Annotated in this window: 9 protein-coding genes and 1 pseudogene; 4 read left to right on the forward strand and 6 right to left on the reverse strand. The window is 56.0% G+C overall.

Annotated elements, in window-relative coordinates; genetic code table 11:
• The first annotated feature begins 26 nt into the window (after positions 1 to 26).
• Genes HJC04_RS02695 through HJC04_RS02710 form a run of 4 tightly spaced genes read left to right on the forward strand, consistent with a single transcriptional unit; the run spans position 27 to position 4,440 of the window.
• Positions 27 to 926, forward strand: coding sequence for a carbohydrate ABC transporter permease (locus HJC04_RS02695; RefSeq protein ID WP_221123254.1), 900 nt, complete (start codon positions 27 to 29; stop codon positions 924 to 926).
• A gap of 53 nt (positions 927 to 979) precedes the next feature.
• Complete coding sequence (locus HJC04_RS02700) at positions 980 to 1,807, forward strand: carbohydrate ABC transporter permease (RefSeq protein ID WP_259668786.1); 828 nt, start codon at positions 980 to 982, stop codon at positions 1,805 to 1,807.
• A gap of 30 nt (positions 1,808 to 1,837) precedes the next feature.
• Positions 1,838 to 3,358, forward strand: coding sequence for a DUF5060 domain-containing protein (locus HJC04_RS02705; RefSeq protein ID WP_221123256.1), 1,521 nt, complete (start codon positions 1,838 to 1,840; stop codon positions 3,356 to 3,358).
• An 11-nt stretch (positions 3,359 to 3,369) separates the two neighbouring features.
• Positions 3,370 to 4,440: an ABC transporter ATP-binding protein gene (locus HJC04_RS02710; protein WP_221123257.1), complete on the forward strand. Its 1,071-nt coding sequence runs from the start codon at positions 3,370 to 3,372 to the stop codon at positions 4,438 to 4,440.
• A 243-nt stretch (positions 4,441 to 4,683) separates the two neighbouring features.
• On the opposite strand, the gene HJC04_RS02715 is transcribed toward HJC04_RS02710, so the two are convergent.
• From HJC04_RS02715 to HJC04_RS02740, 6 genes and pseudogenes are all read right to left on the reverse strand, one after another.
• Positions 4,684 to 5,997, reverse strand: a complete 1,314-nt coding sequence (locus HJC04_RS02715) for an HlyD family type I secretion periplasmic adaptor subunit (protein WP_221123258.1) — start codon at positions 5,995 to 5,997, stop codon at positions 4,684 to 4,686.
• Entirely contained in the window at positions 5,994 to 7,733 is a 1,740-nt protein-coding gene (locus HJC04_RS02720) for a type I secretion system permease/ATPase (protein WP_221123259.1), read from the reverse strand. The genes HJC04_RS02715 and HJC04_RS02720 overlap by 4 nt, the downstream gene beginning before the upstream one ends.
• Before the next feature lie 73 nt (positions 7,734 to 7,806).
• Entirely contained in the window at positions 7,807 to 10,485 is a 2,679-nt protein-coding gene (locus HJC04_RS02725; protein WP_221144633.1) for a calcium-binding protein, read from the reverse strand.
• Between the two features lie 134 nt (positions 10,486 to 10,619).
• Positions 10,620 to 12,188 (reverse strand): calcium-binding protein, encoded by a 1,569-nt coding sequence (locus HJC04_RS02730; RefSeq protein WP_221144635.1) that lies wholly within the window; start codon positions 12,186 to 12,188, stop codon positions 10,620 to 10,622.
• Between the two features lie 590 nt (positions 12,189 to 12,778).
• Positions 12,779 to 13,105, reverse strand: coding sequence for a hypothetical protein (locus HJC04_RS02735; protein WP_311043771.1), 327 nt, complete (start codon positions 13,103 to 13,105; stop codon positions 12,779 to 12,781).
• Positions 13,063 to 13,203: pseudogene (locus tag HJC04_RS02740) on the reverse strand (transposase domain-containing protein); the annotation flags it as partial. The pseudogene HJC04_RS02740 and the gene HJC04_RS02735, both read right to left, overlap by 43 nt.
• Positions 13,204 to 13,308 lie beyond the last annotated feature (105 nt).

A 13,308-nucleotide genomic window follows, 5' to 3' on the forward strand; every position in this document is an offset into this window, starting at 1 on the left:
TGAGCTGGTCGCTCTAGGAGGAAAGCATGTCACTTCGACAATCGACTCATGATCCGCGCATGCAAGCACTCATCCTGCTCGTGCCGGCGCTGGCGATCTATGCGGTCTTTGCGCTCTACCCGATGCTCAATGTCGTGATCCTGAGCTTCCAGAAATGGAACGGGCTCGATCCCAACCGGCAATTCGTCGGCGTCGCCAACTATTCAGCGATCTTTACCCGCGATCCGGTCTTCTGGGTGGCTTTCCGCAACACGGTGATCTGGACCGTGATGAGCCTGATCTTCCCGCCAATGGTCGGGCTGCTCCTGGCGCTCAGCCTCAACCAGAAGATCTTCGGCCGCAACGGCCTGCGCGCCATCTTCTACCTGCCCGTCATCATCGCGCCGATCGCGGTCGCCACCATGTGGAAGTGGATGTACGATCCCTTCTTCGGCCTCTTCGCCCAGCTCTTGACCTCCTGGGGCATGCAGGGCTGGATCAAGGACTGGCTCGGCAATAAGGACATCGCTCTCTATTCCGTCTTCGTCGCCTATCTCTGGCAGACGGTCGGCTTCTCGATGGTGCTGTTCCTGGCGGGCCTGCAGAACGTTTCCCAGACGCTGGTGGAAGCGGCGCGCATCGACGGCGCCGGCCGCTGGGCGGTGTTCAAGCACGTGACGCTGCCGGCCCTGCGCCCGACGATCACCATCGTTCTCGTCCTTTCGATCATCTCGTCGCTCAAGGCCTTCGACATCGTCTACGGCCTGACCGGCGGCGGCCCGGCCCAGTCCACCCAGATGCTGGCGCTCTGGGCCTTCACGCAGGCCATGCAGATCTTCGATTTTGGCCGCGGCGCGGCGATCTCCGTCGTGCTGCTGCTGATCACCATGGCCGTCGTCATTCCCTATCTCAGATGGACCCAGAAGCACGAGGAGGTGGAATCGTGACAGCAGTATCGAGCGACCACGCCGCCGTGCATCTCGAAGTCCAGCCGTCGTCGATGAAGCGCGATCCCGTTCTGATCGGTCTCTGGATCGCGCTCGTCCTCGTGGCGCTCATCTGGGTCGCACCCTTCGTCTTCATCGTCTTCACTTCGCTGAAGTCGCCGGCGGCAGTGACGAGCACAGGCGCCTTCATGCCGCCGGCCGAGCTCGCCTTCGAAAACTACAGCGCTGCCTGGAGCCGCGGCAACTTCGCCAACTCCTTCTTCAACAGCGTCATCATCACCGTCATCAAGGTGCCGCTCGGCCTGTTCCTGTCGGCGATGGCCGCCTATGCACTTGCCAAGATCAGGCTGAAGATCACCAAGGCCCTGCTGCTGCTCGTCGTCTTCGGCACGATGATCCCCTTCCAGGTGATGCTTGCGCCGCTCTTCACGCTCGTCAATTCCTTCGGCCTGATCGATACTTATCCCGGCGTCATCCTGCCCTATATCGCCTTCGGCGTTCCCTATCAGGTCTTCATCCTGCACGGCTTCTTCAGGAGCATTCCGAAGGAGCTCTCGGAAGCGGCGCTGATCGACGGGGCAAGCCACTTCACCATCTTCCGCCGGATCTTCTTGCCGGTGTGCCTGCCCGTGCTCGCCGCGCTGCTCATCCTGGATTTCGTCTCCACCTGGAACGAATTCGCCATGGCGCTGGTGCTGCTGCAGGACCAGCACATGTGGACGCTGCCGCTTGGCCTGATGTCCTTCCAAGGGCAGTTTTCCAGCAATTACGGCCAGCTCAACGCCGCGATCGTCATGACCGTGCTTCCGGCGACGCTCGTCTATCTCATGTTCCAGCGCTACTTCGTCTCCGGCCTCACCTCCGGCGCCGTCAAGGGCTGATCGCGAAATCATTTTACGAGGAGAGACAGAATGTCCGATGCAACAGTCGAAAAATGGGGTGTGTTCGAGGCCTCCTTCGAAGGGCCTGCCGGCGGCAATCCCTATCTCGACGTGGCATTCGATGCCGTCTTCACCCATAAGAGCCGCGAGGTCCGTGTGCCGGGCTTCTATGACGGCAACGGCACCTACCGCATCCGCTTCATGCCCGATACCGAAGGCGAGTGGTCGTTCAGGACGCGCTCCAGGACGTCAGCCCTCGACGGCAAGACCGGCGCACTGATGGCAACCGCGCCTTCATCAGGCAATCACGGCCCGGTGCGCGTGCGCAACAAATTCCACTTCGCCTATGCCGACGGCACGCCGTTCCTCTCCTTCGGCACGACCTGCTATGCCTGGACGCACCAGCCGCCCGAGATGCAAAAGCAGACGCTGGAGACGCTTGAGAAGGCTCGCTTCAACAAGATGCGCATGGGCGTATTCCCGAAGGATTATCCCTATAACGTCAACGAGCCGCTGCATGCCTGCTTCGAGCGCGGAGCCGACGGCAAAGAGGATTTCAACCGGCCGAACCCCGCCGCATTCCAGCACTTCGAAAAGCGGGTGGCGGCGCTTTGCGATCTCGGCATCGAAGCCGATATCATCATCTTCCACCCCTATGACCGCTGGGGCTATGCCGACATGTCGGCCGAGCAGGATTTCCGTTATGTCGAATATCTCGCCGCCCGCCTTGCCGCCTACCGGAACGTCTGGTGGTCGCTCGCCAACGAATATGATTTCCTCATCGACACCAAGCCGATGGAGCAGTGGGACCGCTACTTCCACATTCTGGAGGAAAACGACCCCTACCAGCATCTGCGCTCCATCCATAATGGCGACGTGACCGCGAATTTCGATCACCGCAAGCCGTGGATCACGCACACCTGCATTCAGAACCCCGACGTTAAGCGCACCCAGGAATGGCGCGACGCCTACGGCAAGCCCGTCGTCAACGACGAGCCGGAATATGAGGGCGACATCCTGCAGTCCTGGGGCAATCTCCACCCGCGCGAGCTCGTGCACCGTTTCTGGATCACCATGGCGCGCGGCGGTTATGCCGGCCATGGCGAGACCTATTCCCATCCCGAGGATCTGATCTGGTGGGCCAAGGGCGGAGAGCTGCGCGGCGAGGCCTGGAAGCGCATCGGCTTCCTGCGCGATCTCCTGGAGGCAGACGTCAAGCACGGCCTCGAACCGCTCGGCATCATCGGCGAGTGGCCCTGGTCGCGAGTCTCAGGCGCGCGTGACGGCGACGGCGATTTCCGCCTGATCTATTTCGGTGAGCATCAGCCGGTGATCTGGTCCACCGGCCTGCCGGTCGACGGCGACGATTACGATGTCGATATCATCGACACCTGGGAGATGACGATCACGCCGGCCGAGAAGGTGGCGGCACCCGTTCCGCATCCGACGCGTCATGGCTCGGTCGTGCGCGGCGGCAAGCCGGATGCGGCCTTCGGCGTCAAGATCCCGCGCAAGCCGCACCAGGCGCTGCGTGTCCGCAGGAAGCGCTGAAGGAGAAGTTCATGTCTGGCTTGAGCATCAGAAACGTCAAAAAATCCTTCGGCCCGGTCGATATCATTCACGGCGTTGACGTCGAGATCGCTGATGGCGAATTCACCATTCTTGTCGGCCCCTCCGGCTGCGGCAAGTCGACCTTGCTGCGCATGATCGCCGGGCTCGAAGACATCAGCGGCGGCGAGATCAGTATCGACGGGCGGGTGGTGAACAACCTCCAGCCAAAGGACCGCGACATCGCGATGGTCTTCCAGAACTACGCCCTCTATCCGCAAATGACTGTCTCCCAGAATATGGGCTTCGCGCTGGAACTTGCCGGCGCCAAGCGCCCCGAGATCGACAGGAAGGTGGGCGAGGCCGCGGCGATCCTCGGCCTGCAGCCGCTGCTTGATCGCAAGCCGGCCCAGCTTTCCGGCGGCCAGCGCCAGCGCGTCGCCATGGGCCGCGCCATCGTGCGAGATCCGAAGGTCTTCCTCTTCGATGAGCCGCTCTCCAACCTCGACGCTAAGCTGCGCGTCAAGATGCGCGCCGAGATCAAGGCACTGCACCAGCGGCTGAAGACCACGATCGTCTACGTCACCCACGACCAGATCGAAGCCATGACCATGGCCGACAAGATCGTCGTGCTACATGGCGGCCGCGTGGAGCAGATCGGCAGCCCACTCGAGCTGTATGATCGCCCCCGGAACGTATTCGTCGCAGGCTTTCTTGGATCCCCAGCCATGAACTTCCTGGAGGGAACCTTGCGGAACTCTGGCAGTCCCGCGCTGACCCTCGCAGGCGGCTCGCGGATAGACCTCTCGCACGCTCCGGGTGCCTCGGCGGGCAGGCCGCTGGTGCTCGGAATTCGTCCGGAGGACATCGCTCTCGGCGGTGAAGACGGCGTGGACGCGATTGTGAGGGTGGTCGAACCAACAGGTTCAGAGACGCATGTTGCCGTGGAGGTAGAGGGCAAGGAGCTAACTTGGGTAGTCCGTGAACGCGTCGAGTTCGTTCCTGAGCAGCGCGTAAAACTGTCCTTCAGTAGCCCAAAGGTTCATTTTTTCGACCGGCAAACTCAACAACGCATCGAAGCGTAACATGCTAGCGAGGATTCACCGGTAATCTCGAAGGTCTTCTTCCGTCCAGGGTGTCGGCTCAGCTGCAGCGTCCGGGTTCATTGCATGTAAGATTGCGACCGCAGAACTGACTGCCCTAAAAGTCGATGCCCCGCTCTTGATAGGGATCGAACCGCCGACCCCGCCGTGACACGATCTATTGCAGTTGATGGGATTCCTGCCATGCATTATCCGCCAAGGTGCGGCAAGCGTTGGTATCCGTGTTCAGTCCTCGACGAAAGCCAATCGAGTTGAATCCAATAGCGGCTTCAACAGATATTCGAAAAAGGTGCGTTCCCCTGTATTTATAAACGTCTCAACTGGCATTCCTGGATGCACCTGCGTTTCATCGATAGACGGCGGCAGAGAACCTGTTACCTGAAGTATTGCTCTGTAGTAGCTCTCTTGGCTGGCTTGGTCTACCAGCCGGTCCGCTGATATTTTTCGGACGGTGGCGGTGACCTCTGGTGTCAAGCGGGCGTTCAGGGCGGAAAAGCGTAGTCGCGCAGTTTGCCCAATGTGAACCACATCAATGTCCGTTGGCTTCACACGTGCCTCTATTAGTGGCTGTTCCGATGTTGGCAGAATTTCCATCACCTTTTCCCCAGGTGAGATAACATTTCCGACGACGTTATATGCGGAGGTCACGATAATTCCATCTACGGGTGCTCTTATCGTCGTTCGCCCAAGAACTCCCGAGGCCGCAGTAAGTTGCTCCTCGACATCACGGAGCGAGGCTTTCGCCTCCGTTAGCTTGGAAACAGCCTCTTCAACGCGCTGGCTTTTAGCTCGCTCGATTTGCTCCCTAGCTTCTGCTTCTTGCGATCGCGTGTTGGCTTGCTGAGCCGCGAGAGCAGCGCTTTGTCCCACCAGTTCAGCATCAATCCTCAGCAATTCCGTGTAGTCGGTGCGGTTGATCAGTCCTTTCTCAAGGAGGCCCTGTTTGCGAGCAAGCTCATCCTTGATTATGAAAGATTGCTTGTCGACGGCCAACTTCTGCTGAACAAGCCCTTCTTGCGCGTCTGCCAATTGATCCAAGCGCTGTGCAAGAATGAGCTGCTCGGATTCAAAGCGCGCAAGACGCGCCTCAAATTCTCTAACCTCTTCATTTCCGATATCCGAAAAATCGGTATCGACCGACGAAACCTCTTTGATGGTGACGATTAAAGATTCTAAACCGTCTCGTTCCGCTTCGAGTCGCTTTATCTGTATGTCAAGTGCCACCAATTGCTTTTCCAAGCGATTCACCTGAGTTTTCGCGGCGGTTTCGTCCAGAAGTAGAAGGACATCTCCCTTGCGCACTCGGTCACCTTCTTCCACCTTGATTTCGCGGAGAATCCCTCCTTCAAGATGCTGCATCTGTATGTTGCGACCCGCCGCCGCAACCACACCTGGGGCTACGGCTGCTCCATCGATCGGCGCGACGGCACCCCAAACGCCGAACGTGCAGATCATCACTGTGATGGCGAGATAACCAAGTATCGCGGGAGATGAGGGCGACAAATGCAATCTATCCTGCCAGTCGAAGGGAGCAGTCATACCGTCTCCCCCTCAACTTTGAGAAGCGCAGCGTCGGACCGACTGTCCGCCTGCGAAGCGTGAGCTTTGATTTGGGTAGCCGCCTGCTTGCGCTTTTGCACAAGGCTCTCAACCGGTCCGAAAGACTCCATCGCACCGTTTTTGAGAACCATCACCAAATCGCACTTCAAGACTATCGACGGCCTGTGTGTGACGATAAATATTGTCGTGCCATTCGCCCTGGCGTTTATCAGCGCCCTTTCGAGTGCGGCTTCCCCTTCCGCATCAAGATTTGAATTAGGCTCGTCTAAGACCAAGATCTTGGGCGTCCTAAAGAACGCCCTCGCCAACCCAATACGTTGCCTAGCCCCTCCTGACAGGGAGGCACCAACACCGAACAATGATGTTTGATACCCTTGTGCCTGAGTCAGGATTGTTGAGTGGGCCTCAGATTTCAAGGCGGCCGCGGTGATTTCGTCGTCTGTAGCTGATCGATCGAATCGCGAGATGTTTTGAGCGATTGTTCCAGGAAGGAGCTGAACGTCTTGCGCAATATAGCCGATCAAGCTTCCTAGCTGCTCATTGTCCCAGTTTCTGTAATCGCACCCATCAGCTCTGATCTCTCCCGACTGCGGTGTGATGATGCCCGCAATAAGGCGCGCTACTGTGGATTTCCCCGAGCCGCTGGGTCCGATTATCGCGATCATCTGGCCTTCACGTACGTCGAAGCTTAACTCCTTCACCACCGGACTTTCAGGCATCCCCGGAGGAGACCAGGAAACCTTCGTCGCGGAAACGCGCCCAAGGGGAGCTGGCAATTTTGTCTTCACAGCGATATCGGAACTGGCTTCATGCAGCGTCTTCTTGAGCCTCGTCCACGCTTTGCGTGCATCGATCACTTGTTTCCAACCGGCCACGAGTTGATCAATCGGCTGAAGGGCGCGTCCTGACAAGGTTGAAGACGCGAATATCATCCCCGCGGTCATTTCATGACGCATAACGAGAAAGGCACCCGCAGCGAGAATTCCAAGCTGAAGCGCCATACGAAAAACACGCGATGTCCCCGAGAAGACCGCTGTCGATATCGATGCTCGATCTTGTGTCACCACCGCTTCAGCGAAATTTGTGCCCCATTCTGCGGTCACGTTCCGCATCATGCCCATCCCATGAATCGTATCCGCGCTCCTGGCGAAGGCCTGCGCTTGAAGACTCGCTGCAATCGATGCCTCTTGAGCTTTGGAGCTGGCTGAGCGCGACACTACCTGGTTAACAAGAACAAGGAGTAGTAGTATCGCCGCTCCGATGACGGTCACTAAGCAAAGTAGCGGGTGCACGAAAGCGAGCAACACCATGAAGAGCGGGGCAAACGGCAAGTCAATGAGATTTGACAGCCCGCGAGAAGCAATGAATGTTCGAGCCGTCGACAGATCCCGCAATGGCTGACTATCTCCCGCGCTAGCCCGCGACGAAGCTAGGGAAGCAGAAAATGTCTTAGATGCAAGATTCCGATCCAACGCTATGGCCAGTCGTTGGCAGAAGATTGTTCGTACTATGTCGAGGGCCGCAAGGAAAAGAAGCGATAAAGCTCCAAGAATGGAAAGATATACAAGAGTAGGAGTGCTGTTTGACGGCAACACCCTATCGTAGATTTGCATCATGTATATCGAAGGGACGAGAAGGAAGACGTTAATTGCCACGGAAAAGACGAACAGTCCCCAGCCCGCTCGGCTTAGGCTATACATGTTGGTTTTCTTCATAACGAGCTTCCGCTGTCAAAACGGCTGGCTGGATGCACTCTTGGTAGAGCACATCCAGCCAATCACAGAAAATTTAAATGAGCGCGCCAATAGGTTCGGGATCGTAAACTAGATCGTCCTGATGATCGTCCGAGGCGATTTGCTCGCGGAAATCGGCCAGATCGAAGACCTGAGCGACATTTCCATCTCCAACGTCGCTATTGTCATCGTCCGGATCGCCGACGAGCGCAAGATTGGTATCCTCGCGCGCCGCCGGGAAGACGATCAGGTTGGCGCTCGTCTGCGGGGCAGCAGGTGCTGGCAACTCTTCCTGAGAAGCCGTTGATTGCGAATTTGGTGTCGCCGCCAGCGTGTTGCTGGGATTTGATGGAGCCAACTCGTCGATGTTGAATGATTGGTACTGATTGATGAAGTATAGCGACTCCACGTTCGTCAATGTGTCCGTACCGTAGAAGTCACTGGTGACAGTGACTGAGCCATCGTCATTTCGGGTGAACGTATAATCCCAGGTTGATCCATTCAAATTTGCGGTGTCGTTTCCGGCCCCACCATCGATCAAATCATCGCCACGCCCCCCGTAGATGACATCATCGCCGTCGCCCGCATGAATGGCATCGCCATAGTTGCTACCAAGCAGATTGTCTGCGCCGGCGGTTCCTTGGATAAGATTTAGGCCAGGAGGATGATCGAGCATCAATTGCGGGAGGTCGCTTCTCTCGAACGAAATGCCGTCGATTTCGATGCGATCGACTCCCCCGGCCTCACCAGCGATGAACTGATCCTTCACGCGAATTGTGTCGATCTCTATGTCGAAGTAGTTGACGGTAATCAGCAGATCGTCGCCCTCACGGGAGTATCCGATGAGAGTGTATTCCAATCCCGACATTTTCAGGACGTTGTCATCCGAAGAGGGGCCGGACCTGTCGTCAATGATGTCATCGCCGTCATTGAATTTCCAATAGTAGGTGTCGCTCCCTGTGCCGCCCTGTAAGACGTCGTTGCCGCCATTCCCAATGAGCACATCATTTGCGGCCGTCCCCGAAAGCGTCTCGGAATTGGTGGTTCCAACCGTCCAGGCAACGGATTGAATATCGCGCAAGGAGAAGCTCGTGCCATCTTGGAACTTGATGGATTCGATCCCTGCGTCTCCCAGCGGATCCGCGTATTGGCCAGCAATTGTGATAACGGCCGAGGTTGAGATGATTGCAATCTTCAGATCGTCTCCGTCGCGAGATAGGACCAGATCATTTGCATTCAGATCGGTGAAGCTAAGCCAATCGGACGATCCGCCGGATTCCGTCGCCTCGTCGAAAATTCGATCGGAACCGTCGCCGCTGAAATACATGTATCCGTCGTCGCCTTCACTTCCGTGGAGATCATCGTTACCAGCGCCACCGTCGAAGATGTCGGCGATGTACGTTCCTTGAAGCACATCATCTTGCGAAGTTCCGGTTATCCAGCCGAAGACTTGGATTTGCTCCAGACTCCAGGAAGTGCCATCCGCGAACTCAATTTTCTCGACACCTGAGTGGCTCCGGCTGTCGTAATATTGCTCGTCGATCGTAATGATTTGTTGAGTTGTGAGATCCTCTATAACCAGATTAAATCCGTCACGGCGGAAACTTAAATCACTCGAGTTCAGGTCCGTAAAGCGAAGAACATCCACATCGCTGAGGGACCATCCTCCCTGGTCATCGATCAGGTCATTTCCATCACCCGATGCGTAGACATACGTGTCGTTTCCGACGAAATCGGAGAGCACATCGTCCCCCTCGCCACCGATGAACACGTCTTCGTAGTTGTCGCGCCCCTGCAGTTGGTCGTCGCCAGACGTTCCGAGCATCCAGCTTAATTGCTCTATGTCCGCCAAGCCCCACGACGAGCCATCCGCAAACTCAATCTTCTCGACGCCCCAATGCTCGCTGTGCGAAAGGAACTGGTTGGTGATGATGATAAAAGCACCCGTCGTTAATATGTTGACACGGAGATCTTTGCCTATGCGCTCAAAGGAGACGTCGGACTGATTGAGATCAGTCAATCGCAGTATGTCTGTATTGAAGGAGTTTGGCTTTCCATCATTGATCACATCGTTCCCTTCGCCGGCTCGATAGATATAGATGTCGCTCCCAGCTTGGCCTCGTAGTTGATCATCCCCAGCTCCACCCTGGATCGTTTCGCCACGCCAACCTCCGACCAATACGTCGTTTCCGGATGTTCCAGTGATCTCAACTTGGGGAGCAACGGGCACCGTCAGATCTTCCAGGGCGAATTCCTGATAAGATCCATCGTCTGCGTACAGCCAGATATTCTCGATATTGGTGAGCGTATCGGTTCCGAATTCACTTTCTACCGAGACTGAGGTGTCTAAGTTCAAAACGAATACGAAATCCTCGAGTGTGCCGTAATAATCGACTTCGTCGATACCGTCGCCACCATCAATCGTATCATTCCCGGGACCGCCATCAAACCAGTCGTCGCCGTCCCCGCCGGAAAGATGGTCATTGCCATCCCCCCCAACAACACCGTCCGAGCCAGCACCACCACTGACCGTGTCGTCGCCGCCACCGCCATCGAGATAGTCGTCCCCGTCGCGACCTGAGATGTTATTCTGGCCATCACCAGCAGTGATGTCATCATCACCATTCGAACCTGCTATATCGCTGGCGTCCGGATCCGTAGTCGAGAGGCCAAACGAGATACCTACAATCATGGCCGAAAACGTGTTTTCAGCTGCGGCGTAGATGACCGTCATACCCGCAGGGGAGGACCCCATTCTGATGGTAGCGTGCAGTGCGTCAGGCCCCTCCCCGAACGTGACCGTTCCCAAATCAGATGTTCCAGCTTGAATCGCCGCGCTAATCATCGCGCTGCTCAACTCGAAATTGGCTAATCTGCCTTCGTGTACAATCTGCAAATTGGCCGTAAAATCGGTGTCGAGGATGTCGATGATATCGATTTTCTCTTGGCTACGTCTATTTGATCTGGAACCGATGGAGGTCCTTCAAACCATCTATCGGCGTACACATAAAATGTATCCGACCCCGAACCACCGGAAAGGACGTCACGCTCTCCATCGTTCCATTCCGAGTGCGCGGTCGAGAGATCTATATTGGAGAAATTACCATTCCCTCCAATGATGATATCGTCTCCAGAACCGCCGACTAAAAAATCGCGCCCTGTCCCGCCTAGAATGATGTCTTCCGCTTGGCTGGTTGACGCTTCGACTTCGTCGTCACCAAAGATGGTGTCATCCCCTGTGCCGCCGTCAATTTTGTCACTACCCCCTGCACCGAAAACAAGATCGCTGTCTCCTCCCCCGACGATAAGATCTCCGCCTGCACCTCCGACCAGAAGATCGTTCCCCGACTCCCCGTAAAGCTCGTTATATGTGATCCCAACAGAGTCCTTATTGGCGACATCAGCAAAAAGACGATCGTCTCCAGCGGTCCCGTGGATGATATCGTTCCCGCCACCGCCGATGATTATCGCCTTGCTCGCCGAGCCACCGCTCAAAAGCTCCGTATTATCATCGCTAACACCCACGATCACTGCCAGCTCGCCGCTCAGGGATGGAGGCTTAGACCCTAGTCCGAGTTGGTCGAAGGCAACAGTGAGTTCCTCGGTATGAGATCCATCGCCGGAAAGAACTTTAAGGGCGATCACGGCTTCCTTGTCCGCGAAGGACCACGACGTTTGATCGTCGCTGATGATTACCTCGCCATTTGTCGCGTCATCTCCGTCGCCGTCTTTTGCGCCCTCCCAAGTAGCGAATTCCTCCTCCGTGACCCCCATTGCACTCGCTAAAGCGAACCCAGCGTCGTTTCCAAGTACCACATAAGTTTTCGTGAGTTCCTTATCGCTATAAAAATCGAGTGTATCGTTCGCGTTGGCGTGGGCGAATTCGGCTATGCCTGCAAGTGCGGAAGGGAGATCAGCCGGATCGAGATTATCATAAGCAACTCCAGCAGTGGCGACCCCGTCAACCATATGCTGGATCTCGACATCCTGAGTGCCGAAGATGTAGTCGATGATATAATGATCAATTGACGGCTGAACAAAGGTCGACCAAACATATGCTCCGCCCGCGGCAATCAATGGACCGGCAACTACGCCACCGATAATGATAGTGGCCTCGGCTGCTGTTAGTCCTAAAACCGCGATAGCCGCACCCTGCGAGACTGCCGCGATGGCGTCAGCGGCTAGCATTCCTCCGTAGGTTGCGAACGCAAATTTTGTTCCGTTGACGTACCAAGCGTCGTCGTCCTTCGTGATAGTAAGAGCTGCTGTTACGGTAGCGCCTACGCCTACTTTCAATGTAAAATTGAGTGAGGTGCTGCCGACTGCGAGCTGGACCATTTTACTAAGAAGATCGTCCATTATGGCGATGAGGTTTTGATCCCCGAATTCCTCTGGAGTGGGTTTAGCGGCGATGTTGTAATATCGAGGCGCACTCATCCAATTCCCCTTTGCGAGACTGAGAATTCACAAATTTCGTGATGACACGATGGTTGTCAGTGATAATATTTCCGAAGAAACATCAGATAAATCGCGGGAACTATCGACAAATACATGGTGTATATGGCGCGTTTTCGCCTCATTCTCTTGTACTCTTTTGCGATTTCTTCAGGGCAGTCTGGGTGGCCGTAGGCTATCCCTGTAAAAATGCTTCCGAATACCGGATAGGTAATTGGGCCGTATTTCGACGCGCGAAAGGCTAGACGTTCATTTTGGAAATAGAACCAGACTGCCAGCATACAAATTGCGCCCACGTCGATTCCCAAAATAATGCGAATCGCAAAATCAATTTCATTGTGAGTTAAGCCGCCCACTTACCCGCCCCCGCCGATAGTTTCTACCATGCCGCGAGGCAAAATTGTTTGCAAGCTGCAATCGCGTAGGTTGATTGCTGCTAGCACTTTCCGAATTGCTGTGGTTAAGTTTTGACTCATTGCTGCTTCGCATGTTCAAAAACAGAACAGAAAATCGCGTTGTCCAGTTCGTAAGCATCCGGTGATTACCGCACCTGGCGCTAGTGGTGTGCAGGTTCAGCGGTCTGACTGAAGTGCCGCGACAGCTCTTGCAGCCTTGTCGCAACGCTCAGCAAGTCCTGGGTATGAAAGCCCCATATGCTCGGTTGCGATCTTAAAGAGATACTGCCTGATGGCATCAACTGAGGCGGTTTGATTGGCCATCATACCGGAGACGGTATCGGCATAGGCATCATATTCGTCCTGCGCTTCAGGAATGTCCGACACCCCGATGGGGTCCCACTCGGTAAGCAATATTTTCTGAATGATAGTTCGGTTGGCTTTGCGATCCATCGCTGATCCTATGCCGCAACGGCTGCTGTTTGCGTCGGTGTCCAGTTCCACGGCAGCAATCGCTCCAGCCTGCTGAGCTGCGTGTCCGCAATGTTGGCGAGAACGTCGGCAAGCCAAGCCTGCGGGTCTATGTCGTTCAGCTTGGCGGTTTATGCCGACCGTCGAACTATGCCGAACGCCTCTTTTGATGAGGACGCTACACCGTGCGTTCCCGGCCGGTTCGGCGGGTCGCCGTTGGTTGACACTCGGCATAG

Source organism: Rhizobium sp. NLR8a, from assembly GCF_019685235.1.
In the GTDB taxonomy this organism is placed as follows: Bacteria; Pseudomonadota; Alphaproteobacteria; order Rhizobiales; family Rhizobiaceae; genus Rhizobium.

Bases quoted from the DNA above. Each gene is read 5' to 3' on its own strand.
- HJC04_RS02725 (WP_221144633.1), bottom strand. From the start codon at position 10,485: ATGACGGTCATCTACGCCGCAGCTGAAAACACGTTTTCGGCCATGATT.
- HJC04_RS02695 (WP_221123254.1), top strand. From the start codon at position 27: ATGTCACTTCGACAATCGACTCATGATCCGCGCATGCAAGCACTCATC.
- HJC04_RS02700 (WP_259668786.1), top strand. From the start codon at position 980: ATGAAGCGCGATCCCGTTCTGATCGGTCTCTGGATCGCGCTCGTCCTC.
- HJC04_RS02705 (WP_221123256.1), top strand. From the start codon at position 1,838: ATGTCCGATGCAACAGTCGAAAAATGGGGTGTGTTCGAGGCCTCCTTC.
- HJC04_RS02710 (WP_221123257.1), top strand. From the start codon at position 3,370: ATGTCTGGCTTGAGCATCAGAAACGTCAAAAAATCCTTCGGCCCGGTC.
- HJC04_RS02715 (WP_221123258.1), bottom strand. From the start codon at position 5,997: ATGACTGCTCCCTTCGACTGGCAGGATAGATTGCATTTGTCGCCCTCA.
- HJC04_RS02720 (WP_221123259.1), bottom strand. From the start codon at position 7,733: ATGAAGAAAACCAACATGTATAGCCTAAGCCGAGCGGGCTGGGGACTG.
- HJC04_RS02730 (WP_221144635.1), bottom strand. From the start codon at position 12,188: ATGAGTGCGCCTCGATATTACAACATCGCCGCTAAACCCACTCCAGAG.